Origin of the sequence: Burkholderia sp. AU18528 (assembly GCF_002223215.2) — a bacterium.
Lineage (GTDB): Bacteria > Pseudomonadota > Gammaproteobacteria > Burkholderiales > Burkholderiaceae > Burkholderia > Burkholderia semiarida.
In genome coordinates this window covers 178,156-201,188 of record NZ_NKFC02000009.1, presented here as the reverse complement: position 1 = coordinate 201,188, position 23,033 = coordinate 178,156, and the positions used below count along the sequence as shown (strand labels likewise).

At 69.0% G+C, this 23,033-nt stretch carries 23 protein-coding genes and 1 pseudogene; 12 read left to right on the top strand and 12 right to left on the bottom strand.

Annotated features, from left to right (window positions below):
* Positions 1-34 precede the first annotated feature (34 nt).
* Both CFB52_RS35275 and CFB52_RS35270 read left to right on the top strand, forming a co-directional pair.
* Positions 35-403 (top strand): hypothetical protein, encoded by a 369-nt coding sequence (locus tag CFB52_RS35275; RefSeq protein ID WP_059574900.1) that lies wholly within the window; start codon positions 35-37, stop codon positions 401-403.
* Complete coding sequence (locus CFB52_RS35270; protein WP_226225506.1) at positions 307-804, top strand: tetratricopeptide repeat protein; 498 nt, start codon at positions 307-309, stop codon at positions 802-804. Before CFB52_RS35275 ends, CFB52_RS35270 begins: the two co-directional genes overlap by 97 nt.
* A gap of 118 nt (positions 805-922) precedes the next feature.
* Here CFB52_RS35270 and CFB52_RS31550 read toward each other — a convergent pair whose 3' ends face one another.
* Both CFB52_RS31550 and CFB52_RS31545 read right to left on the bottom strand, forming a co-directional pair.
* On the bottom strand, positions 923-1,114 hold the full coding sequence (locus tag CFB52_RS31550) for a DUF2964 family protein (protein ID WP_059574896.1): 192 nt from the start codon (positions 1,112-1,114) through the stop codon (positions 923-925).
* A gap of 13 nt (positions 1,115-1,127) precedes the next feature.
* Positions 1,128-1,607 (bottom strand): universal stress protein, encoded by a 480-nt coding sequence (locus tag CFB52_RS31545; protein WP_059574894.1) that lies wholly within the window; start codon positions 1,605-1,607, stop codon positions 1,128-1,130.
* 366 nt (positions 1,608-1,973) lie between these two features.
* On the opposite strand from CFB52_RS31545, the gene CFB52_RS31540 reads away from it, so the two are divergent.
* The 4 genes from CFB52_RS31540 (at position 1,974) to CFB52_RS31525 (ending at position 7,206) form a co-directional block, all read left to right on the top strand.
* Positions 1,974-2,735 carry a 2-keto-4-pentenoate hydratase gene (locus tag CFB52_RS31540; RefSeq protein WP_059574892.1) on the top strand — a complete coding sequence of 254 codons (762 nt, stop codon included), beginning with the start codon at positions 1,974-1,976 and terminating at the stop codon, positions 2,733-2,735.
* A gap of 31 nt (positions 2,736-2,766) precedes the next feature.
* Positions 2,767-4,179: a hypothetical protein gene (locus tag CFB52_RS31535; protein ID WP_059574890.1), complete on the top strand. Its 1,413-nt coding sequence runs from the start codon at positions 2,767-2,769 to the stop codon at positions 4,177-4,179.
* Positions 4,180-4,324: 145 nt separating this feature from the next.
* Entirely contained in the window at positions 4,325-6,493 is a 2,169-nt protein-coding gene (locus tag CFB52_RS31530; protein WP_099318394.1) for a hypothetical protein, read from the top strand.
* 5 nt (positions 6,494-6,498) lie between these two features.
* Positions 6,499-7,206, top strand: a complete 708-nt coding sequence (locus CFB52_RS31525) for a DUF3142 domain-containing protein (RefSeq protein WP_060967369.1) — start codon at positions 6,499-6,501, stop codon at positions 7,204-7,206.
* A gap of 77 nt (positions 7,207-7,283) precedes the next feature.
* Here the strand turns inward: CFB52_RS31525 and CFB52_RS31520 are convergent, their stop codons facing one another.
* Entirely contained in the window at positions 7,284-7,964 is a 681-nt protein-coding gene (locus tag CFB52_RS31520; protein ID WP_099318393.1) for a LysE family translocator, read from the bottom strand.
* A 166-nt stretch (positions 7,965-8,130) separates the two neighbouring features.
* Between CFB52_RS31520 and CFB52_RS31515 the strand changes: the two genes are divergently transcribed.
* Complete coding sequence (locus tag CFB52_RS31515) at positions 8,131-9,051, top strand: LysR substrate-binding domain-containing protein (protein WP_099318392.1); 921 nt, start codon at positions 8,131-8,133, stop codon at positions 9,049-9,051.
* Positions 9,052-9,147: 96 nt separating this feature from the next.
* Here CFB52_RS31515 and CFB52_RS31510 read toward each other — a convergent pair whose 3' ends face one another.
* Both CFB52_RS31510 and CFB52_RS31505 read right to left on the bottom strand, forming a co-directional pair.
* Positions 9,148-9,984: an alpha/beta fold hydrolase gene (locus CFB52_RS31510; protein WP_059574880.1), complete on the bottom strand. Its 837-nt coding sequence runs from the start codon at positions 9,982-9,984 to the stop codon at positions 9,148-9,150.
* A 135-nt stretch (positions 9,985-10,119) separates the two neighbouring features.
* Positions 10,120-10,953, bottom strand: a complete 834-nt coding sequence (locus tag CFB52_RS31505; protein WP_059574878.1) for an oxidoreductase — start codon at positions 10,951-10,953, stop codon at positions 10,120-10,122.
* 94 nt (positions 10,954-11,047) lie between these two features.
* Between CFB52_RS31505 and CFB52_RS31500 the strand changes: the two genes are divergently transcribed.
* The 3 genes and pseudogenes from CFB52_RS31500 (at position 11,048) to CFB52_RS31490 (ending at position 13,283) form a co-directional block, all read left to right on the top strand.
* On the top strand, positions 11,048-12,019 hold the full coding sequence (locus CFB52_RS31500; protein WP_099318391.1) for an AraC family transcriptional regulator: 972 nt from the start codon (positions 11,048-11,050) through the stop codon (positions 12,017-12,019).
* Positions 12,020-12,130: 111 nt separating this feature from the next.
* Positions 12,131-12,406: pseudogene (locus CFB52_RS31495) on the top strand (TrmB family transcriptional regulator); the annotation flags it as partial.
* A gap of 16 nt (positions 12,407-12,422) precedes the next feature.
* On the top strand, positions 12,423-13,283 hold the full coding sequence (locus tag CFB52_RS31490; protein ID WP_059574872.1) for a PhzF family phenazine biosynthesis protein: 861 nt from the start codon (positions 12,423-12,425) through the stop codon (positions 13,281-13,283).
* Between the two features lie 33 nt (positions 13,284-13,316).
* Here the strand turns inward: CFB52_RS31490 and CFB52_RS31485 are convergent, their stop codons facing one another.
* Positions 13,317-14,480 carry an aldose epimerase family protein gene (locus CFB52_RS31485; RefSeq protein ID WP_099318595.1) on the bottom strand — a complete coding sequence of 388 codons (1,164 nt, stop codon included), beginning with the start codon at positions 14,478-14,480 and terminating at the stop codon, positions 13,317-13,319.
* A gap of 442 nt (positions 14,481-14,922) precedes the next feature.
* Between CFB52_RS31485 and CFB52_RS34870 the strand changes: the two genes are divergently transcribed.
* Complete coding sequence (locus CFB52_RS34870; RefSeq protein WP_180278293.1) at positions 14,923-15,081, top strand: hypothetical protein; 159 nt, start codon at positions 14,923-14,925, stop codon at positions 15,079-15,081.
* Here CFB52_RS34870 and CFB52_RS31480 read toward each other — a convergent pair.
* Entirely contained in the window at positions 15,047-15,952 is a 906-nt protein-coding gene (locus CFB52_RS31480) for an AraC family transcriptional regulator (protein WP_059574870.1), read from the bottom strand. The genes CFB52_RS34870 and CFB52_RS31480 overlap by 35 nt on opposite strands.
* 120 nt (positions 15,953-16,072) lie before the next feature.
* Between CFB52_RS31480 and CFB52_RS31475 the strand changes: the two genes are divergently transcribed.
* Complete coding sequence (locus CFB52_RS31475) at positions 16,073-16,981, top strand: LysR family transcriptional regulator (RefSeq protein WP_059574869.1); 909 nt, start codon at positions 16,073-16,075, stop codon at positions 16,979-16,981.
* A 181-nt stretch (positions 16,982-17,162) separates the two neighbouring features.
* Here the strand turns inward: CFB52_RS31475 and CFB52_RS31470 are convergent, their stop codons facing one another.
* The 5 genes from CFB52_RS31470 to CFB52_RS31450 all read right to left on the bottom strand — a co-directional run bounded on the left by CFB52_RS31470 (position 17,163) and on the right by CFB52_RS31450 (position 22,869).
* Entirely contained in the window at positions 17,163-18,650 is a 1,488-nt protein-coding gene (locus CFB52_RS31470) for a mechanosensitive ion channel family protein (protein ID WP_099318390.1), read from the bottom strand.
* A gap of 111 nt (positions 18,651-18,761) precedes the next feature.
* Positions 18,762-19,181 (bottom strand): DoxX family protein, encoded by a 420-nt coding sequence (locus CFB52_RS31465; protein ID WP_059640736.1) that lies wholly within the window; start codon positions 19,179-19,181, stop codon positions 18,762-18,764.
* A gap of 153 nt (positions 19,182-19,334) precedes the next feature.
* A complete protein-coding gene (locus CFB52_RS31460; protein WP_099318389.1) occupies positions 19,335-21,140 on the bottom strand; it encodes a winged helix-turn-helix domain-containing protein in 1,806 nt (601 codons plus the stop codon).
* Positions 21,141-21,551: 411 nt separating this feature from the next.
* Positions 21,552-22,373 carry an alpha/beta fold hydrolase gene (locus CFB52_RS31455; protein ID WP_099318388.1) on the bottom strand — a complete coding sequence of 274 codons (822 nt, stop codon included), beginning with the start codon at positions 22,371-22,373 and terminating at the stop codon, positions 21,552-21,554.
* 70 nt (positions 22,374-22,443) lie between these two features.
* Complete coding sequence (locus CFB52_RS31450) at positions 22,444-22,869, bottom strand: DUF3331 domain-containing protein (protein WP_059574860.1); 426 nt, start codon at positions 22,867-22,869, stop codon at positions 22,444-22,446.
* Positions 22,870-23,033 lie beyond the last annotated feature (164 nt).

Here is a 23,033-nt window from a genome sequence, read left to right as displayed (position 1 = left end):
CCTGCTATGCTGCGCGCAACAACCGCGGCCGAACGTGCGCGACCGGCTGTTTCTGCCCGGCCAGGTCATTGCGGGGGCGCCCGTCAAGCCGGACCAGCACGACAGCGTGATCTTCGGCACGACGGACGCGGCCGGCCGCACGGCGAGGATTCGCCTGCCGAAATGGCATCCGCAAAAGAAGTGGGTGTTCAACGCGGTCGTCGGCGACGGCGACCTCGGCGAGTCGTTCCATCTGATCGACCCGGGCGGCCAAAAGGTGCACGCCGGCGTCCCGTATCTGCTAGACGTGGAGAACGGATATCTGCCGTGCGGCCATTCGGATGCGAACGGCTACCCCGACTACGCGCAGTCGCGCACGCCGAGCAACGTCGATCTTTCGACAGGATTCCGGACGATCTGCTGAACGACGTCGGCTATCGGCTCGCCGATGCGGGCGTCGCGGTCGAGCGCGGGCTCGCGATGATCGACACGCATCTCGCGCAATCGCCGGACGTGGCGTATGCGCTCGACAGCAAGGGCTGGGCGCTGTATCGCCTCGGCCGCAACGACGACGCGCTCGCATGGTTCGACCGCGCGATCGCAATCCTCGCGAAGGACGACGACGCGCGCGAAGCCCTGGCGATCGGGCTCGAGCGCAAGGGCGAAGTGCTGTGGAAGCTGGGCCACCGGGATGAAGCGCGCAACGCGTTCGCGCAGGCGGAGAAAATTCAGCCGGCGAACGCCGCGCTGGCGGAAACGTTGAAGCGGTTGAACGTGCAGGCGCGCTCGGCCGGTGCGACGGCGCCCGGTACGAGCCGCACGTGACGACACGCGCGGCAAGCCGTGATCGTCGGGAAACCCCACATCACGGCTGGCGCGGATCGTCGCGGGACAGCATGTCGACGTGTGCGGATGCGTTCGCCATCGCGCGCGACGCGACGCATCACTCCTCGCCTTTCGGCCCCGGGTTCAACATCACGACGAAGCCGGCCACGCCGACGATCAACGCGAGGGCGCCGCCGCGCAGCACCGTCGCGGCATCGAGCAGCAGGCCCGTCACGACGGCCATCATTCCGGCGAGCGACATGAACACGGCGATCGCCGCGACGACGATGCGGGACTGGCGGCGTATCATCGCGCGCGCCGCGTCATGCCGCGGCCGAGGCGGCCTTCACGTCGGCGTCGTCGCCGCGAATCAGCAGCACCGGGCACTTCGAGCCGCGGACGAAGCGCTCGGCGACGCTGCCGAGCAGCACGCGCCGGATGCCGCGCCGCCCGTGCGTGCCGACCACCGCGAGATCGATCCCGTGCTCCTTCACGTAGCGCTGCAGGCGTTCCGCGATGTCCTCGCCGATGCTCTCGGTCTCGACCAGTTCCGCGTCGCCCTTCGCGCCGGCCAGCGCGATGACCTGTTCGGCTTCGCGCAGCACCTTGCGCCCGTCGTCGCGGATTTCCTCGACGAGCGCGTGCGGATCGATACGGCCCGCATACGTGAACAGCACCGACTTGTCGACCACATACACGACGCTGACGTGCGCGTCGCCCGCCAGCGCCACCTTCACGGCCTCGGCAAGCGCCTGTTTCGACGAAGCGCTGCCGTCGACGGCCACCATGATCTTCTCGTACATGCGAACCTCGCTGGGGTGAGTTGCCGCGCGCGCTGTCGCGTGCGGCCATGTCGTCATCATCGGCCGACAGCGGGTTCCGGTCTTGACGACGATCAAGCCGGCAAACGTCCGGCCTGCGACCGGACGACGCGGGCGCCCGGACAAGCGGCGAAGCGGAACCGGAAGTGCGAACCACGTCGTCGATCAGGCCGCCGATCCGCATGTCGGTCCGAGCGTCCGGGCGGATTCCGCCGGCTTCCGTGCTCGCGTTGCCGCTGTCGATCCCGACACGACCGAACAGCCATCGCGCCGAAGGCGCTATCATCAACCATGCGACTTTCGTCCGGCCCTTTTTTGCCGGCCCCACTTTCAACTCGCTCAACCGACATGACAACGACTATCGAACGCGTGGACGGCGCCGCCCAGCATCTGGTCGCCGCCCGCCATGCCGGCTCGCCCGGCCCGCTGTTGCCCGATGCACTGCGTCCCGACGACATCGAGACCGCGCTCGCGATCCAGCAGCGCGTGGCCGATTTGCTCGGCGAACCCGTCGGCGGATGGAAATGCGCGCTGCCGCCGCCCGATCGCGTGATCCTCGCGCCGATCTTCGCGTCGGCGATCCGCGAAGCCGATGCACCGTACCGCGTCGTCGGCGGACCGATCGTGCGGATCGAACCGGAAATCGCATTCGTGCTCGATCGCGACCTGCCCGCGCGCGAGCAGCCGTACGACGAAGGCGACGTGCGCGCGGCGATCCGCGAGGTGCGCATCGTGCTCGAGGTGCTCGGCTGCCGCTACGCGGAGCCCGCGCGCGCGTCGAAGTTCGAGCTGCTGGCCGACGGGCAATTCAACCAGGGGCTGTGCGTCGGCCCGGTCGTGCCCGATGGGTTGAACGTGCCGCTCGCGACGCTGGCGTTGTCGTTCGAAGGCGCGCTGAACCGCACGATCGACGGCAGCCATCCGGACGGCGATCCGCTCAAGCCGCTGGTGTGGCTCGTCAATTTCCTCGCGTCGCGCGGCGACGCGGTGCGCGCCGGCCAGATCGTGACGACCGGCTCGTACGCGGGCGCGATCGACGTGCCGCTCGGCGATGTGCTGACGGTCCGCTTCGGCGAGCTCGGCAGCCTGTCGGTGACGTTGACCGCGTGACGGTTCGGTCGCTTTCACGCTCCCGTCCGCCATGTCGCTGACACCGCTTCCCGCCCTGCTCGACGCGACGCTGCGCACCGTCGCGCGCCGTTACCGGCTGCCGCCGCTCGACCGCGCGTCGGCACTGACCGACGCGACGAATCCGGCCACCGCGCTGGCGATCGTGATCGAGGAAGCGCGCAGCATGCGGGCGGACGGCCACGCGCCCGGCGCGGACTTGCGGCAGCGCTTCATCGACGCGCTCGGGCGGATGATCCGCGATGCGATGGATCCGTCGTCCGGCGATCCGTCGTTTCAGGCATCGGTGCTGCGCCACGATGCGCCGAGCGTGCGCGAATACGCGTCGTTGTCCGCGCACGCGGAGCAGGACCGGCGCGCGCTGCACTCGGCCGTCAATGCGATCGCGCACCCGGCCAAGCTCGAGCGCAGCGCCCACGCATGGCAACGCGACGGCCTCGCGCGCCTGCACGCGGCCGCGGCCGCGGCGTCGTGGGCCGAACTGCACGCGGCGCTCGCGCACCTGCTCGCGCGGCCCGAGACGGCGACCGACGCGGCATTCGAGCAGGACATCGTCAGGCTCAAGGACAGCCCCGCGCTCGAACGCATGCTGCGGCTCGATGCGCTCGCCGCGGACGAGGACGTCCGTCGCTACCGCGCGTTGTGGGTGCGGCAGGGGCCGCTCGTCGGCAGCACGGTGGCCGTCGCGCAAGGCGCCGCGTCCCAGCGGCGCGGCGCGGCCGTCGAAGCGCTGGCGGCACAGGCGCTCGACGCATTGGCGCGCCGGCTCGACGCGGCGGACGAGCAGCGTACCTACCGCGTGGTCACGTCGATGCGCGTGCCGTCGTCGATCCCGGGCCGGCACGACCGCGCGAAAACCGAATGGGACGCGATCCTGCTCGAACGGGCGCGCGGCAGCGACCCGGCGCCTGCGTGGAACGTGCGCTTCCTCGTCGAGGCGAAGGCCTCCGCGGATGCCGCGACGACCGATCTGCCGCGGCTGCTGCGCGGCCTGAACCTGCTCGCGCAGGCGGATCCCGACACGGTCTATGCATTCGAGACGCACCAGGGCACGGTGCGCGTGCATGGCGCATCGCTGCACGCATTGACGACCGACGAAGCGGCGCTGCCGCGCGAAGTACTGTATTGCTGCGACGCGTCCGCGGACGCGACGCCGCGCCTGCTGGGCGCTGCGAGCCGGATGCAGTTGCTGTCCGCGCAGGCGAGCCTCGAATACGCGAGCGCGCTCGCGCGGCGGCCGGACGCCGATCCGGACGGCCTCGGCGTCATCTGGCATGCCCTGCTGACGCTGCCGCAATGGCAAGCCGTGCTGCATCAGTACCCGTCGTTGCGGCAAGTGCGCGAGCTGATGGTGGCCATCGACGATTTGCGCGCCACGCTCGACGAAATGAACGACGGAGGCATCGCCAGCAGCGTGTGCGCGTGAGGCGCGGGCACGGCCGCGACGCTCGCGCGCGCCCGGCTCGGTTGGCGCCCCGCCGGCCGTCACGCGCCGTGAGGTACGATACGCGCCGGGGCAGCGCGCCCCCTGAGAGACCCGGCCGTCGCGGCCCCTAACCAGCACAAGAAAAATGCGAAAAACACCGACGCTGCACCGCAACCTGTTCGCCGCGCTGGCGGCCAGCCTGCTCTGGATGCCGGCCGCCCATGCCAGCGGCGACGACGGCTGCTACGTGCCGACCACGCTCCGGCAGGCTTCATACTCGTGCGGCAACGTGCCGATGCTGACGCCCGCCAACGACACGCGCATCAACGCGATGCTGATGATGGCCGACAGCGCCAAGGTCGCGCAGGTGTTCCCGGACCCGAAGACCATCCCGGCGAAAGAGCGGATCAACCAGATCGTCGTGCCGTTCCCGATGGATTTCTCCGGATGGATCTACATCGGCCAGAAGGAGCCCGACAAGACCGGTAGCGCGGCGGACGCCGATGCGTCGTCGAACCGGTACGCGGACGGCGAAGGCAGCATCTGCCGCAGCATGAGCGCCGGCGTGGACGCGTTCAACGAAGCACTCGGCGGCGCCGGCGGCCTGCCCGCCGACGAAGCCGCCCGCCTGCGCGCGGCGCGCGCCGACATCGCGCAGAAAACCTGTGGCGCGGGCGCCGCGAGCGCCGCATGGGCGAAGCCGCCGGTCAAGTCGCCGCTCGGCCAGCAGTTCGCCGCGTACCTCGACGGCACGAACGCGTTCTATCGCGCCGACTTCCTCACCGCGACCCGCGCCTTCGCGAACGCATCGCACAGCGCGGACCCGTGGCTGAAGGAAACCGGCCTCTACATGGCCGGGCGCGCGCAGTTGAACGCCGCGCAAGCCAACGTATTCGACCACGACAGCCCGACGCCGACGCGCGCGCGCGTGACGAAGGTGTCGCTCGACGCGGCGAACACCGTGTTCCGAACCTACCTGAAGGTGTATCCGAAGGGACGCTATGCGGTGTCCGCGGCCGGGCTGTTGCGACGGGTCGCGTGGCTCGGCGGCAACGTCACGCAGCAGGCCGACCTGTACAGCCATGCACTCGCGCGCTGGTCGCCAGCGACGTCGAACGTGCCGCTGATGCAACTGGCGAACGAACTCGACAGCAAGCTGCTGTTCGGCCCGGAATTCGACGCCGGCCAGATCCAGTCGCCGACCGTGCTCGCCACCGTCGACCTGCTGCGCATGCGCGCGTCGGACAGCAGCGATGCGAGCCGCAAGCCGATGACCCTCGACGAACTGCAGGCGCAGAAGCCGCGCTTCGCGAACGCGCCCGCGCTGTACGACTACCTGCTCGCGACCTGGTACGTGCAGATCGGGCACAAGCCGGACGCCGCCCTCGATCTGCTGCCGCGGACGCCCGCCGCGCCGCTCGACTACTTCGGCCTCAGCCAGCAGGCGCTGCGCGGGTTCGCGCTGGAGGACAGCGGCCAGAACGACACGGCCCGCCAGCTATGGCGCGACCTGATCCCGCTCGCGAAATTCCGCTTCCAGCGCGAAATGCTGGAACTCGCGCTCGCGATCAACCTGGAACAGGCCGGGCTCGTCAACGACGCGTTCGCCGACGATTCGCTCGTGCAGAACGCCGCGATCCGTGCGGTGCTGCTGCAGCGCGCGGCCAATGCCGACCTGTTGCGCGCGCAGGCGCAGAATCAGGCGACGAGCGGCGCGCTGCGCGACACCGCGCTGTATACGCTGCTGTACAAGGAACTCACGCGTTCGCACTACGCGGACTTCCTCGCCGATACCGCGCTGGTGTCGGGCACGCCCGCCGATCCGTTGAAGCCGTTCATCGCCGCCGGCGCGAAAAACGACGACGGCTACACGTGCCCGTCGGCGCGCGACGTCGCCGCGACGCTGCAGCAGAATCCGGCCGATCCGAAAGGGCTGAACTGCCTCGCCGATTTCGTGCGCCTGCATCCGCCGGCGTCGGGCCTCGAAATCGATCCGGTGCCCGCGTGGGTCCGCAACGGATCGAGCGCGGCCGCCACGCGCGTGCCGCCGACACTCGGCGCGGCGCCGTCGCAGTTCGCCGGCAAGCCGTACGAGCGGATGTCGAGCTACGTGACGGTGATGGCCGATACGCAGGCGAACCCGAACGATCGCGCGTACGCGTTCTACCGTGCGATCAGGTGCTATGCACCGGCCGGCGCCAACGAATGCGGCGGCAAGGAGGTGTCGAAGAGCACGCGCAAGCGCTGGTTCGACACGCTGAAGACCGCCTATCCGGGCAGCCCGTGGGCGCAGAAGCTCCGCTACTACTGGTAGGCCGCATGAAGCGCATCGCGTGCGTCGCGCTGCTGCTGGCCGCGCGCGTCGCGCTGGCCGGCACCGTCGACGCCGCGCGGTACGACGCGTTCTGGCTGTGGGCCGGCGTGAAGCCGCAGGCGGTCGTGCGCGACGCGCGCATCGTCTACGTGCTGCAAGGACAGATCGAGGCGTCGCCGCGGGACGAGTCGCAGGTGCGCGTGATCGCACAGGGCGTTGCGCTGCCGCCCGCGCCCCACGCGCGCGTGTGGCTCGTCTATCGTGCGCATACGCTGCGCTGGACGCCGCGCGTCACGCGGATCATGCTCGCGCAGCTCGCGCGCTGGCGTGCATCGGGCCGCACGATCGCCGGCATCCAGATCGATTTCGATGCGGGCACGCGCCACCTGCAGGATTACCTCGCGTTCCTGCGCACGCTGCGCGAGACCTTGCCCGCCGATTGCCGGCTCAGCATCACGGGGCTGCTCGACTGGAGCAGCCGCATCGATACCGACCAGGTCAACGCGCTCAAGGGCATCGTCGACGAGGTGGTCGTGCAGACCTACCAGGGCCGCCGCACGATCCCCGACTATGCGGCGTACCTGCCGCGCGTCGCGCGGTTGCAACTGCCGTTTCGCATCGGCGTGATCCAGGGCGGCGACTGGGACGCGCCGCCGTATCTCGCGACGAACCCGTGGTTCCGCGGCTACGTCGTGTTCCTGCGCAACGGCTGAAACCCGTCCACGCTGATAACGGGCCGCACGCGGCGCCAACGAAGCGGTAACGCCGAACGCCGCGGCAGTACGCTGCACTAAGCGGCGCCCGCGATCGTGCTGCCGAGCCCGGCGAGCGCAATCGCGAGCAGCGCGAGCGCCGACGACGCCGAGATCCATCGCTGCTTCCGATGCATCGCCGGGTGGTTGATCGCCGCCATATAGCCGGTCAGGATCGTGAAATCGACCGCGATCCACAACGCGGCGAGGATCGCGAGGCTCACGCGCGAATCGGGCGTGATGGCGACGAACTGCGGAAAGAACGCGACGAAGAACAGCAGGTCCTTCGGGTTCGCGATGCCGACGAGGAAACCGCGCACGATGCCCGGCAAACCGCGCGGCCGCGCCACGGGTTCGCCCGCCGCGGGTTCGCCCGCCGCCGCTTCCGCTGCGGCCGCGCCGTCGCCGCCACGCTCGCGGGCGGCGCGCCATTCGCCGAGCAGCGTCCGGATGGCAAGCCCCGCGATGAACAGGCACCCCGCGACATGCAGCCCGGCAAGCAGGCGGGCGCTGACCATCACGACGCCGAACACCATCAGCATCGCACCCGCGATCATCACGAGGCTCGCGGCGTTCGCGCCCACCGCGGTCAGCACGCCCTGACGGAACCCGCGTCGCGCGACGGTGCCCGTCACGAGCATCACGACCGGGCCGGGCGTCGCGATGAGCAGCACGATCGCGGCGAGGTAGGCGAACAGCAGCGGGTAATGGAGCGTCATGACAAAAAGTTCTGTTTGATGAGTCGGGGGCGTGTACGTCACAGTGGCATCATGGAGGTCCGATATCGCGAAAGACGCGGCGATAAGCAGTATCACGCGCCCGCTCTGTCGAGCTAAAACGGAAAATCCTGTCTGATGACATAAGTTTTATTCATATTCGAAATCCATGAAAGCCAAACCGCTTCCGCCCGTCTACGCGTTGCGCGCATTCGAGAGTGCCGCGCGCACCGGCTCGTTCACGCTGGCCGCCGAGGAACTGAGCCTGACGCAAAGCGCGGTCAGCAAGCACGTGAAGACGCTCGAAGCCTACTTCGGCCGGAAGCTGTTCGTCCGACGCGGGCCCAGGATGACCGTGACGGCGGAAGCCCATATCTTCGCGGCCGGCCTCAGGCGCGGGTTCCGGCAGATCGAGGAAGCGTGCATGCTGTCCCGCACGCAACGCGACGTGCTGCGGCTCAAGGCGCCCTCCACGCTCACGATGCGCTGGCTGCTCGACGCGCTGGCCGCCTTTCGCGGCACGCGGCCGGCGTTCGAGGTGCAGATCGCGAGCGTGTGGATGGATGTCGATACCGTGGATTTTTTCAGCGAATCCTACGATTGCGCGATCCTGCTCGGCGCGGGCAAGTTCGGCGAAAGCACGCATTGCGTGAAGCTGTTCGACGAATGGCTGATTCCGGTGTGCTCGCGGGCCACCGCCACGCTCGCGCGTACGAATCCCGCCGCGTGCGAGCTGATCCATCCGTCGCCCGACCGGCGCGACTGGCGCCGCTGGCTCAACGGCAGCGGTCACGATCTCGATGTGGACATCACGCGCGGGCAGGTGTTCGACATGCTCGAACAGGGGATCGCGGCGGCCATCGCCGGCCACGGGATGTCGATCGGCGACCTCGCGCTGTGCGCGACGGCCCTCGACGAGAAGCAGCTCGTGCTGCCGTTCAAGACGGCCGTGAGCACCGGCGATGCGTACTACCTCGTGTGGCCGGAAGACTCAGCGAAGACCGCGCAGGTGCGCGAGTTGCATGCGTTCCTGGCCGGCCGGATGCCGCGCCTCGCGCATCCGGGCGTTCGCTTCGTCGATTTGGGGTGAAGCAGAGGGCGGGCGATCGGCCCTTTTGCTCGCGCGGCCGGATCGCCGGTTTTCAATCGCGGCGCCGCCCGCCGCGGCGGGCCGGCGCCGCCACCGTCATGCCCGCACGAACGCCAGCAGATCGGCGTTCAGCACGTCCGCATTGACCGTCAGCATGCCGTGCGAATAGCCCGGGTACGTCTTCAGCGTGCCGTTCTTCAGCAGCTTGATCGACTTCAGCGCGGCATCCGCGATCGGCACGATCTGATCGTCCTCGCCGTGCAGCACGAGCGTCGGGACGGAGATCGACTTCAGGTCGTCGGTCTGGTCCGTTTCCGAAAACGCCTTGATGCCGTCGTAATGCGCCTTCGCGCTGCCTTCCATCCCCTGCCGCCACCAGTTGCGGATCACGCCCTGGTGCACGGTCGCGCCTTCGCGATTGAACCCGTAGAACGGACCGCTCGCCACGTCGAGGAAGAACTGCGCGCGATTGTCGGCGAGCGCTTTCCGGAAGCCGTCGAACACCTCCAGCGGCAGGCCTTCGGGGTTCGATTCGGTTTTTAGCATCAGCGGCGGCACCGCGCTGACCAGCACGGCCTTCGCGACGCGGCCGGCCGGCTCGCCGTGCTTCGCGACGTAGCGCGCCACTTCGCCGCCGCCCGTCGAATGGCCGACATGCACCGCATTGCGCAGGTCGAGCGCCTCGACGACCGCGAACGCGTCCGCCGCGTAATGGTCCATGTCGTGGCCGTCCCAGACCTGCGCCGAGCGGCCGTGCCCGCGGCGGTCGTGCGCGATCACGCGATAGCCGTGCTGGACGAAGAACAGCAGTTGCGCATCCCAGTCGTCGCTGGACAGCGGCCAGCCGTGGTGGAACATGACGGGCTGCGCGTCTTTCGGACCCCAATCCTTGTAGAAAATCTCGACGTTGTCCTTCGTGGTGACGTATGGCATCGCGGTACTCCTGTGAGGTGGATGAAGGTGGCGAACGGGCCGCCGCCATTATCGGCTTTATTGTGAAACCACGACGCCATCGTGCAATGCGATGGCCGATCCTCCACCGGCAGGAAACGGACGAGGCGGCGCGCGTCAGCCGTCCGTCGACACCGTCAGCGCCTCCCACGCGCGGATTTCGTCGTCCAGCGCCGCCAGCTTGCTCCGCACGAGCCGCAGCGCGTCGCTGCCGAGCAGCAGATGCGCGGGCGGATGGTCCGCCGCGATGACGGCGAGCATCGCCCGCGCGGCCTTCGCGGGGTCGCCCGGCTGCTTGCCGCTTTTTTCCTCGCGTGCGCGGCGGATCGGGTCGAACAGCGCGTCGTAGTCGGCGATCGAGCGCGGCGTGCGCGCCATCGAGCGGCCGGCCCAGTCGGTGCGGAACGAACCCGGCGCGACGGCCGTCACCGCGATGCCGAACGGCTCGAGTTCCTTGCCGAGGGTCTCGGAAATGCCCTCCAGCGCGAACTTGCTGCCGCAGTAATACGCGATGCCCGGCATCGTGATGTGCCCGCCCATCGACGTGATGTTCAGGATGCGTCCGCGCCGGCGTTCGCGCATGAACGGCACGACGGCCTTCATCATCGCGACCGCGCCGAACACGTTCACGTCGAACTGGCGGCGCATCTCGTCGAGCGGCGACTCCTCCATGATCCCTTCGTGCCCGTAACCCGCGTTGTTCACCAGCACGTCGACGGGCCCGACGTTCGCCTCGATGTCCGCGACGACGCCGTCGATCCGCTCGAAATCGGTCACGTCGAGCACGCGTGCGACGGCCGCCTGCGCGGACAGCGCCTCGAAGTCGCGCGCCGCCTGCGCGCTGCGCACCGTGCCGACCACCGTGTGGCCGGCGGCCAGCGCTTCCTGGGCCAGCGCGCGGCCGAAACCGCTGCTGACGCCGGTAATGAGCATGATGTTGCCGGATGCCATGTGAGCTTCTCCCGAATGTCGATTCAAGCGTGCATACTAGTCTGACGAAGGACGCCGAATAAGCCCGATTCCGCTGATTTTCTTGCACAAAACTATGAGCACCGTGCCCGTCTCCGCCCAACCTCCAGCGCTGTCGCCGCGCGACCGGAAGCGCCTGGTGGCGCTGCTGCGCGCGCTGGCGCCGAACGAGGGCTACAACCTGACCGCGCTGCCGAGCGTGCGCATCCTGCGCTCGAACCGCGCGCTGTCGCGCACGCCGGTGCTGTACGACCCGGGCATCGTGATCGTGTGCCAGGGGTCGAAGCGCGGCTACTTCGGCGGCGAGTGCTATCTGTACGACGAACACCATTACCTGGCCGTCTCCGTGCCGGTCCCGTTCAGCATGGAAACCGACGCGACGCCGGAGCGCCCGCTGCTCGCGCTGTACCTGCACCTCGATTTCACGCTGGCCGCCGAACTCGCCGCGCAGATCGATCGCGCGGGCGTCGCGGAAACGGTGCAGGCGCCGAAGAGCATGATGTCGACGCCGATGGACGAAGCGATGCACGCGTCGGTGCTGCGTTTCGTCGACGCGATGCAGCGGCCGCTCGACGCCGCCGTGCTCGGCCCGGCGCTGCTGCGCGAGCTGTATTTCCGCGTGCTGACCGGCGCGCAGGGCCATGCGATGCGCAGCGCGCTGGCGATGCGCGGGCAATACGGCCGGATCGGGCGATCGCTGCGCATGATCCACGCCGATTACGCGCGGCCGCTCGACGTGTCGCAACTGGCCGACGAAGCCGGCATGAGCGTGCCGAGCTTTCACAGTCACTTCAAGGCGATCACGCAGGTGTCGCCGATGCAGTACCTGAAATCGACGCGGCTGCATCAGGCGCGGCTGTTGATGGTGCGCCAGGACCTGACGGCGGAGGCGGCCGGCTATGCGGTCGGCTATACGAGCCCGTCGCAGTTCAGCCGGGAATTCAAGCGCCTGTTCGGCTTGACGCCGGCGAAGGAAGCGCGGCGCATGCGCGCGAGCTTCGCGATTCCGGAGGCGTTCGACGATGCGGTGTTCGTGTCGTCGCATTGACGTCGTTGACGTGCGCCGCCCCCCCGCCGCGACGCGCGCGTTCATCGCGCCGCATCGAGCGCGCGGCCGGGCGGCGACTTCAGGATGAACGCGGTCACGCCCCGGATGCCCTGCGGCGCCAGCGCGAGACTTCGGCTCTCGGGCCGGCCGCTGGCCGTCGCGGTCGCGGACAATACCGAGGCAGTGATGGCGGAATTCGGCGACCCGTCGCCCGACCACGCGACGCTGACGACCCATCCGGTCATCGCGCTGCTCGCGGTCGAGTCCATCAAGGCCGACGTGAGCGGCCGCGTCTTGATCGACGCGATGAGTCCGGCAGAATACCGGAAAGTGCTGAAGCATCCCGACATGCAGGCGATGCTCGCACCGCTCGACAAACAGGGCTGACCCACACGAGATACCGATGACCCAGTACACCTTCCGCCTGCTGAACGTCTTCGCCGAATCGACGTTCGGCGGCAACCCGCTGTGCGTGTTCGACGATGCGCGCGGCATGGACGACGCGACCATGCAGGCGCTGGCCGTGCAGTTCAATCTGTCGGAGACGACCTTCGTGCTGCCGTCCGAGCGCGCGCATGCACGCGTGCGCATCTTCACGCCCGGCTACGAGATGGCTTTCGCGGGCCATCCGACGCTCGGCACCGCGCACGTCGTGCGGGACCTGCTCGAGGCAGGCGATGCGCTGTCGCTCGAATTCAAGGCCGGCGTCGTCGACGTCGCCGCGCGCGGCGACGTGTGGACCTTCATCGCGCCGCACGCCGGCATGCCGAACACGGCGCCGTGCGCGTTGCCGAATGCGCAGGTCGCGGCGCTGCTCGGAATCGCGGAAAGCGACCTGCTCGCGCCGCCGCTGTGGGTCGACACCGGTGCCGACCAGTTGCTGGTCGCGCTCAAGGACCCGGCCGCCGTGCGGCGCGCGCAGCCCGATAGCGCGCACCTCGACGTCTGGCCGCGAAGCAGCCTCGGCCGCAAGACCGCCTATGTGTTCGCGTTCGATGCCGCGCGCCCGGGGACGGTCGTGTCCCGCTACTTCTTCGTGAAGCAAGGCGGCGGCGTGTCGGAAGACCCCGGCACCGGATCGGCCTGCGCGAATCTGGGCGGCTGGCTGCTCGCCGCCGGACACGATCTGCCGGCCGCGTTTCGGGTCGAGCAAGGCGAAGCCGTCGGCCGGCCCTGCCTGCTGCGCTTGTCGGTCGATGCCGCGGGCGAAATCGGCGTCGGCGGGCGCGTGATCGAAATCGGGCGCGGCGTGATCAACGTGTGACCGACGCACGCCCGCCGATGCCGACGCCGACGCTCATCGCGCGCCTACCCGCCACACCGTCACTTCGTGCAGCGTCTCGCCCGGCCTGAGCGCCGTCGACGGGAAGGCCGGATGATTCGGCGAATCGGGAAAATGCTCGGCCTCCAGCGCGAACGCATCGGTTTGCCGGTAGGCCGTCCCGCCCTTGCCCGCGACACTGCCGTTCAACCCGTTGGCCGTATAGAACTGCAGCCCCGGCTGCGTCGTGTACAGCTCGAGGAACCGCCCGGACGCCGGGTCGTAAGCGCGCGCGGCAAACGCCGGCGCCGTCTGGCCGCCCTGATCGAGCACCCAGTTCTGATCGTAGCCATGCGCGATCGCGAGCTGCGGATACGCATCGCGCAAATGCGCGCCGATTGGCGTCAACTGGCGCAGATCCATCGGCGTGCCCGCGACGCTCGCCAGTTGCCCGGTCGGAATCGACGTGCCGTCGGTCGGCGTGAAATGCGATGCGGCGATCTCGATCAGTTGCCGCTCGACGCTGCCGGCTGCCTGCCCCGCCAGATTGAAGTAGCTGTGGTTGGTCAGGTTGACGACCGTGTCCCGGTCGGTCGTCGCGCGGTAGTCGATGCGGATCTCGTCGTCGCGGGTCAGCGTGTAGGTGACGTCCGTCGTCAGCGTGCCGGGGAAGCCGTTCTCGCCGTCGGGGCTCACGTAGCGCAGCGTGACGCTCGAACCGGCCGCGTCGCTGTGCGTGCCGGTGACCTTCCACACCTTCGCGTCGAAACTGTCCGGGCCGCCGTGCAGCGTGTTCGGCCCGTCGTTGACCGGCAGCGTCCACGTCTTGCCGCCGAGCGTGAAACGCCCGCCCGCGATGCGGTTCGCATACCGGCCGATCAGCGCGCCGAAATGGATGTTGCCGTTGTGCGCTTCGTAGTCGCGCAGCGAATCGAAGCCGAGCACGATGTCGGCAACGTGGCCGGTGCGGTCGGGCACGTCGAGCGCGGTCACGATGCCGCCGTACGTGATGACTTTCAGCGTCACGCCGTGCCGGTTCGCGAGCGTGTACTGGCTCACCGCCTGCCCGCTCGCGGTCGTCCCGTAATCGGCGCGGCTGATCGACACGTCGGGCGCCGCCGATGCGACGGCTGCGTGCAGCGCGAACGTTGCGAACACACCTATCGCGAGCATCGGTTGTCGCGGCCAGCGTCGTTTCATGAAAACCTCCAAAGTGGTGCGGCCCGTGCAGGCGCGCAAGTTGCATGCCCGCACGGCGCCACGTTTGCCATGCCGCGCGCATCGTCCGCCCGAGCGAGCGCCGCCATGAAGGCCGTCTCCCGCGATATCGCGCGCACGCTGCGCGCCGCCTGCGATGCCTGCTTCGGCACGGCGGCCGTGTGGCCGCTCGTCGAGCGCGAATACGGCGAGCTGCGGCGCTTCGATCACACGCTCGCGCATCTGGCGGAATTGTTCGCGCACCTCGCGCCGTATCGTACGGAACCGCCGTGGCCGGCCATCGAGCTCGCGGCTTGGGCCCATGATGTCGTCTACGCGACGACGCTGCAGGACGACGCGGACAACGAAGCGCGCAGCGCTCGTGCGGGTCGCGAACACGCACTGTACCGCGTCATGGTTGCACGCGCACGCATCGCATCCGTCCATGGGCCGCGATCTCGTGCTGGCCACGCAGTTGCACCGGCTGCCCGAAACATACGCCGCCGATCCGCCGTGGCAGCGCGCGGCGCGGACCGGCGCACCCCGCCTTCGCATCGCGACGATCGCGATCACGTATGGTCCGCGCGCCACCGGCGTGGCGTGACACCGGTCAACCGCGTGAAGGTTCGCGAGAAATGGCTTTGATCGGCGAAGCCGCACGCGGCGGCGATCAGGCTCAACGGCACGTCCGGGTTGCGCATCCACTCCTTCGCCCGTTCGACGCGCTGCACGATGAGCCAGCGATGTGGCGGCAGCCCGGTCGTCCGATGAAACGCCTTGACGAAATGACTGCGAGACAGCCCGCACGCGCTCGCCACGTCGGCCAGCCCGATGTTGCCGTCGAGATGCGCGAGCAGCAGCTCTTTCGCGCGGCGCGCCTGCGACGGCGTGAGCTTGCCGTCCGACTTTTCCCGCCGTTCGCCGATGCCGCCGTATCGGCACGCGACGTGCGCCTGGAACGCCAGCCCCACGTGATCGATGAAGATCTGCGATGCCTCGCCAGGCCGGGCCAGCGCGGGCAGCAGCGCGCGTCCGAGCGCATGGATGACCGAATCGTGGGTGCTCAGATGCGGCGGCAGATAAAGCTGCGGCCGCCGCCGGCCGCCGAGGTCGTCGACCGTTTCCTCGAGCATGGGGCGCGGCAGGTGGAAATGCAGGCAATCGAACGCGCCCTTCAGGTCGGCCACCCAGCGACGGTCGAGATCGTAGATCGACACGGTTCCCGCGTCGTACGGAACGAACGGCGCGGGGCGGCCATCGAGCCACAGATCCTGTTCGCCGAACGCATGCAACTGCAAGACGATCAGATCCGTATTCTCCAGTTCATAGGGCGCGGTCAGCCCCATGTTCCGGCGCAAGGTCTTGAGTCGGACGATACCGATTTGCCCCTTCGGCAACGCCTGCGTGACGATGGTTTGCCTGACGTCGGCCGGGATGAAATCGGAGGATGCGGTGTCCGGCTGAGCGGTGGTCATGGGACGATGCGAAGAGACGAATGACAGGAGTGGCCACTCTAGCAAATCACGGTGACGCGCGCCGCTCGCGCCGCGGCGGCACTGGTATGATGCGCCAGCCACCCCCTACCGGAATTTGCGATGAAGCTGTCATTCGAAGCGCTCGAAGCCCTGGACGCGATCGACCGCACCGGAACCTTTGCCGAAGCGGCGGAACTGCTGCATCGCGTGCCGTCCGCGCTGACCTACCTCGTGCAGAAACTTGAAAGCGATCTCGGCGTGGCGCTGTTCGACCGCAGCGGCCGGCGCGCGAAGCTCACGCATGCGGGACGCATCGTCGTCGAGGAAGGCCGCCGCCTGCTGCGCGCGGCCGAGCAACTCGAGCTGAAGGCGCTGCGTGCGCAACAGGGCTGGGAAACGGAAGTGCGCGTCTGTATCGACGAAATTCTGCCGTTCGGCGCGCTGTGGCCGTACGTCCACCGCTTCTACGCGCTCGGAATGGACACGCGGCTGCGGCTGTCGACCGAAGTGCTCGGCGGCGCGTGGGATGCGCTGATTTCGCGGCGGGCCGATCTCGTCGTCGGCGCGGCGGGCGAACCGCCGGAATTGCCGGGCATCGTCGCGCGGCCGATCGGCTCGCTCAGGCACGTGTTCGCGGTCGCGCCGTCCCATCCGCTCGCGGCGTTGCCCGAACCGCTCGCGATGGCGTCGGTCGTCCAGTATCGCGGCGCGGTGATCAGCGATACGTCGCGCGAATTGCAGCCGCAGTCCGTCGCGATCGATGCGGGCCAGCCTTACCTCGCGGTACCGACGCTGGCCGCGAAACTGGAAGCGCAATGCGAAGGGCTCGCGGTCGGCACGCTGCCGGAATGCATCGCGGCGCGCGCGATCGCCGACGGCAAGCTCGTCGCGCGCCAGGTGACGGGCATGCGCGACACCACGCACTGCTATCTCGCGTGGCGCGGCGACGAGGCGGGCCGCGCGCTGCACTGGTGGGTCGAGCAACTCGACCAGCCGGATCTCGTCGAGCGTTTCACGACACCCGACTGACGCGCCCGTTCACCGCCCGCCGGCACGCCGGGGCCGCACGCGCTGCCGCCCGGCCGCCCGCCGATGACTGACGGCCCGGCATCGCACGCGTCACGCAGCGCCCCGGCACGGCGCCACGCGCCGCGACGGCAAGCGCACGTCCTCCCGTCCCGCCGGCAACCCTCGCGATCCGCGCCGCGCGTCAGCCGAGCGAATCGTGCAGCCGCTTCATTTCCTTCTCGAGCCATCCGATCAGGCTGAACCCCGCGTGCGCCTGCTCGACCGGCGGAATCATCATCCTTTCCTCGGTCGCGACATGTTCGGTGAGCGACTCGCACATCAGCCTGCCGAGCGCCGGCTTCCTGCCGATCAGCGCCGCCAGATCCTCGCTGCGAAGCTGATGCACGGTCATCGCGGTCACCGCGTGGACGGTCGCATGAAGCCGCGTGCCGGCGAGTACGACCGACTGCCCGATCGCATCGCCGGGCGCCATCCGACGGACTTCGACGTCGCCCGCCGCACCCGGCACGAACACCGCCGCGACGCCCGATTCGACGATCGTCAGCACGCGCGACTCGGCATTCGACGCATAGATCACGTCGCCCTTGCCGAACGAACGCGCCACCAGCGCATCGGCCAGCACGGCCAGATCGTCGTCGTCGACGCATGCGAACAATTCGACCGCCCGCAACAGCAGCAGCCGGCGCGATACCGGATGCGCTTGCGATGTCGATGGCGACGCACACGCCGGCGCGGCGCCCGCGAGCGGCCGCCACGCGACGCCCGCCGCGGCCAGGTGCCGATGCGCGAGATCGTAGAGCGCGTTGCGCACGGTGGTTTTCTTCTGCAGTGCGTCGACGTAACAGATGAGTTCGTACTGGATCGCGTTCGCGCGGAACGCCTTCACGACGGCGATCGGCGCGGGGCGCGCGAGCACGTCGAGCGAACTCGCCGCGGCCCGCTCCAGTGCGCCGACGGCGACGGCCGGCCGCACCGCGGGATCGAGGTCGAGCGCGAGCGTGACGCCGTGCAGGCCGGCCGGCTCGCTGAGGTTCACGATCGTGGCGCGCGCCGCCGCGCTGTTCGGCACGACGACCAGGTTGCCGAGGCTGTCGATCAGCTTCGTCGCGCGCCAGTTGCTCTCGACGATCCGCCCTTCGAGCTCGCCGATCGACACCGTATCGTCGAGCCGGAACGGTTGCGTGGTATTCAGCACGAGCCCGGAGAACACGTCGTTCAGCGTGTTCTGGAGCGCGAGACCGAGTATCACCGCGACGGCGCCGGAGGTCGCGACGAGGCCGCTCAACGGCAGGCCGAGCACGTAGCCCAGCGCGGCCACCGCGGCCGCGCCGAACACGATGCCCGCGGCGATGTCGTGAAAGAGCCGCTGGCTGTGCCATGCACGCGGCAGCAGCAGATGATTGAGCAGCAGGCTGAACACGATCGCGCACTGGAGCCACCATGCGATGCAGATCGCCTGGACCGCGATCCGGTCGAGCCCGCCGATCGATGCGGGCACCGCGAGCGGGCTCACGCCGGTCGCGAACAGCACGGCGCTCAGCGCGGCGAACGCCGCACAGCGCCGGATCGCGCGCGTCACGGGGCCCGCGCGCCCGAACAGCCGCCACGCGGCGAGATCGGCCAGCACGATCGGCGCGCCGTAGATCGCCGTATCGGAGAAATTCAACATGTCGGATCGCCAGCGCGGCGCGCGAAAGGGTCAAGGCGGCAAGACGAACGTCGCCGCGGGAACGGAATCATCGGACGCATCGCGTGCCGACCGCCGTCGCGCCGGTCGCGGCTAGTCCCGCCGGCGCGCGACGCCCGGCAACGGCAACACGTAGCGGCCGGCGCCGGCGATCGCGATCGTGCCGAACAGGATCAGCAGCATCCATGCGAACTGCGCATCGCGCAGCGGCCAGTCCGGGTGCACGAACACCAGCGCGACGAGCGTGACCATCATCACCGGCAGCGCCGCGAGCCTCGGGTACAGGCCGACGATCATGAAGATCGGGCACACGACCTCCGCGAAGATCGCGAACACGATCGACAGCGTGCGGCCGAGATGGAACGGATCCTCGATGGCGGCGGCTTCGGCCGTGTAATGCAGGATCTTCGGCAGGCCGTGAACCACGAGCAGCAGCACGCTGGCGGATACACGCAGGAACAGCAGGCCGAGATCGGTCGCGTGGCTGGAAAGGTCGGAGTGGGCAGGATTCATACGGCGTTTCGTCGATTGAGCGGGATGCACGGCGGCGTGCGCCGGGTGGCATGCCGGCGCCCGCCGTCCAGGCAATCTACGCGTGCCGCCTGCCGCTGTCCTGTATCCGGGCTGAATCGTTCTGAAACAGGCGAGCGGCGCGCGAACCCGGCGTCACGACTCGCGCGACGGCAACTCGGCCTCGGCCGCATCGAATCCGAGCGCGTGCACTTCCGACCACGCATCATGCGCCGCCTGCGTCGACTCCGCCGTATGCGCGAGCGCAGCCGCATACGCGGCCAGCAAGCGCACGCGCGCATCGTCGGACACCAGGGCGGCATCCGCGTCGCGCATCGCATCGAGCGCGACGCGCGCGCGCTCCCGACATTCGTCGACGAGCGACAGATCGAACAGGCAAGGCACCGCGACGGCCGCGAGCGCGATGCCGAGCGCCGCGTCGCCGCGCGCCGAAAATGCCCAGTCGAGCGCGGCACGCAGATTGCCGAGTTCGCACCGGACCGCGTCGAGCCGGGTCGTGCCGCCCGGCTCGACGCCAGGCTGCTCGCCGCCGTGGGTCGCGCTCCGGAACAGCGCGAGGAAGTAGGCCGCATGCGCGCGGGCGGCAGCCTCGCCCTCGCCGTGACTGTCGAGCTGCTGTTGCGCGTAGGCCCGCGTGGTCGTCAGCAGCCGGTAGCGCGGCGCGCCGTGCGCGGTCTCGAGGATCAGCAGCGACTTCGACACGAGGCCGGCGATCGTATCGAGCAGGTCGGCGCCGGCCAGCCCGTTGGCGCCGACGACCTCGCGCACGGCCTCGATCGCGAAGCTGTCGCGGAACACGCCGAGCCATCGCAGCAGCAGGCGCTCGGACTCCCCGAGCAACCGGTAGCTCCAGTCGTACATCGCCTGCAGCGTCTGATGGCGCGGCAACGCGGTGCGAAATCCGCCGGTCAGCAGCCGGAAGTGATCGTCGAGATGGGCGGCCAGCACGTCGATGCCGAGCACGGCGGCGCGTGCCGCGGCCAGCTCGATCGCGAGCGGCAGGCCGTCGAGGCGGCGGCAGACCGACGCCATCAACGACAGGCTGCGCGCATCGAGCGGAAAGCGCGGATCGGCCGCACGTGCGCGCGCCGCGAACAACTGCACCGCGCTCGCGCTCATCGCCTCGTGATCGCCGGCGTCTTCGCCCGGTATGTCGAGCGGCGGCACCGGGCACACGCGCTCGCCGTGGATGCGCAGCGATTCCCGGCTCGTCGCGAGGACGCACAGCCCGTCGTCCGCATCGGTGAGCGCGCTCGCGATCCGCGCGGCGGCGTCGAGCAGGTGCTCGCAGTTGTCGAGCACGAGCAGCATCCGGCGCCGCGCGACGCTGGCGAGCACCGCTTCGAGCGTCAGCGAGCCGGTCGGCTGCGTGATGCCGAACGCGCCGGCGAGCGCGTCCGGCACGAAGCGCGGACACGCGACGGTGGCGAGCGAAACGAATACGGTGCCTTCCGGAAAGCGCGCGTCGGCGCGCGCCGCCGCTTCGATCGCGACGCGCGTCTTGCCGATGCCGCCCGCGCCGACGAGCGTCACGATGCGCGCCGTGCGCAGTGCGTCCAGCACGTCGGCGACCGTCTGTTCGCGGCCGAACAACGCGCCCGGCGCGGCGGACGGCCGCCACGTCGCCGGGCGCACGGGCGCGGCGCCCGCGTCCTGCCCGGAAACCAGCCGATAGCCTCGACCGGGTACCGTCACGATCAGGTTCCGGTCGCCGGCCAGCGCCTTGCGCAGCGATGCGATGTGCACCTGCAGGTTGTTTTCTTCCACCACGGTGTGCGGCCACACGCGCTGCATGATTTCATCTTTCGATACCAGCGCACCGTTCGCCCGAATCAACAGTTCGAGAATTTCGAATGCGCGGCTGCCGATGCGCAGCAGCTTGCCGTTCGAACGAATTTCACGTCTGTCGAGAAAAACGTGAAGTGTTCCAATCCGGATCATGGGAATTTCTTGAGGGTGACATTCAACGGCGCCCGGCTGAAATCGGGTGCCGGTTCGCCATCAATGCTACGGTATTTGCATGATCGAATGATTCAAATTATCAGAATGGACGGCTCGAATTTTTTGAAATGACGAAAATGCCGCGGCGGGCGCGGCGCCCGACACGTCCGCATGCACCGGCATGCGGCACGACGATGCCCGTTTCATGTGCAAATCATGGATGCGCCCATGAACGCGATTTCGATATATCAGACGAAATTGCCGAGCGCGGAAATGCCGCGCATTTTCCTTTTCGATTCGCCCGGCCGATTCCCGATTCATTTCCGCTCGATCCGTTGCACCGGCCGAATATCCGCGGGATTATCGGCATCCGCCTTGAATCGATTCGCCGCGCGGCGCCGCGGCGCGCACTCAGGACCGCGCGAACGCCAGCAGTTCGTCGTTCAGCCGCGTCGCGTGCGTCAGGTAAAGCGCATGCGGACCGCCTTCATAGACGCTCAGCGTCGCATGCGGGACAAGCTTCGCCGTCGCGGCGCCGGTCAGCGCGAGCGGAACCGTCTGGTCGTCGTCGCCGTGAATCACGCGCGTCGGCACGTCGAATCGTTGCAGGTCGGCCCGAAAATCGGTCTCGGAAAACGCGCGAACGCAATCGAGCGTGCCCTTCAGCCCGGCCTGCCACGCCATGAACGACGTCCAGTCGAGCGCGGCGCGCGAAACCGTCGAACCGTCACGGTTCGACCCGGTAAAGAGGGGCCAGAAGCCGTCGAAAAAGGCGGCGCGATCGGCCGCGATGCCCGCGCGAATGCCGTCGAAGACCGCGACGTCCACGCCTTCCGGATGATCGTCGCGGCGCGCGATGAGCGGCGTCACCGAACCGATCAGCACCGCCTTCGACACGCGCTTCGTGCCATGCCGGCCGATGTAGCGGGCCACCTCGCCGCCGCCCATCGAAAAGCCGACGAGCGTCGCGTCATGCAGGTCGAGCGTGTCGAGCAGCGTCGCGAGATCGTCGGCCAGCGTGTCGTAGTCGTAACCGCCCCACGGCTGGCCGGAGCGGCCGAAGCCGCGCCGGTCGTATGCGACGCAGCGCAGGCCGTGCGACGCGAGATGGTGCATCTGCACGTCCCACATGTCGGCATTCAGCGGCCAGCCGTGAATGAACACGACCGGGCGGCCGCTGCCCCAGTCCTTGTAGTGAATCGACACGCCGTCGCGGGTGGTGAACGTGCTCATGAGGGTTCCTTTCGAATAGGGAAGCCGCGCCCGCGGATGTGGGCGCGGCCGAAGCGTGAGGCGCGGCGCGTCATGCCCGGGACTGCCGGGCGGCGAACTGCTCGAGCGCCGCCGCGAGAATCATCTCGCGGCAGTTCGCGGGGCGTCTCTCGCCGCGCCATTGGGGTTTGTAGATCACGTCGCCCACCCGGATCGGTTGCCCGGTGAGCGCGCAGCGCGCCAGCCTGCGCGCCTTCGCGCAGATCCAGCGTTGCTCGTCGTAGCGGCAGCGCGTCGGATCGCTCCACGACACCAGCATCGACGAATCGGTCTGCCGCTCGACGGCGACGATCGCGCTGCGGCGGCGTACGTCGCCGCTCGATGGCGTGGGCGCGTCGTCCCGATGCGGACGACAGGAGCCGTCCGCCGTCCGCTCGCGCGGCATCATCCGGAGGCTCGCGGCGGGCGACGGCCTGAGCGACGTGATCATGTGCTCCCAACGATTGAAGGCGTCCATGGCGGCTTATCCAGGCAAGTGACGGGCGGTGCGGGCGTGAGGCGCCCGCTCGCGTCGCGGCAAACGCACGGCGGGTGACCCGATGCTGACGATAGTCGCCGTGCGCTGAAGAGTCCCGGTCGCGCGCTTAATTTTTCTGCAGTGCGGCAATGCCGCTCGCGGCG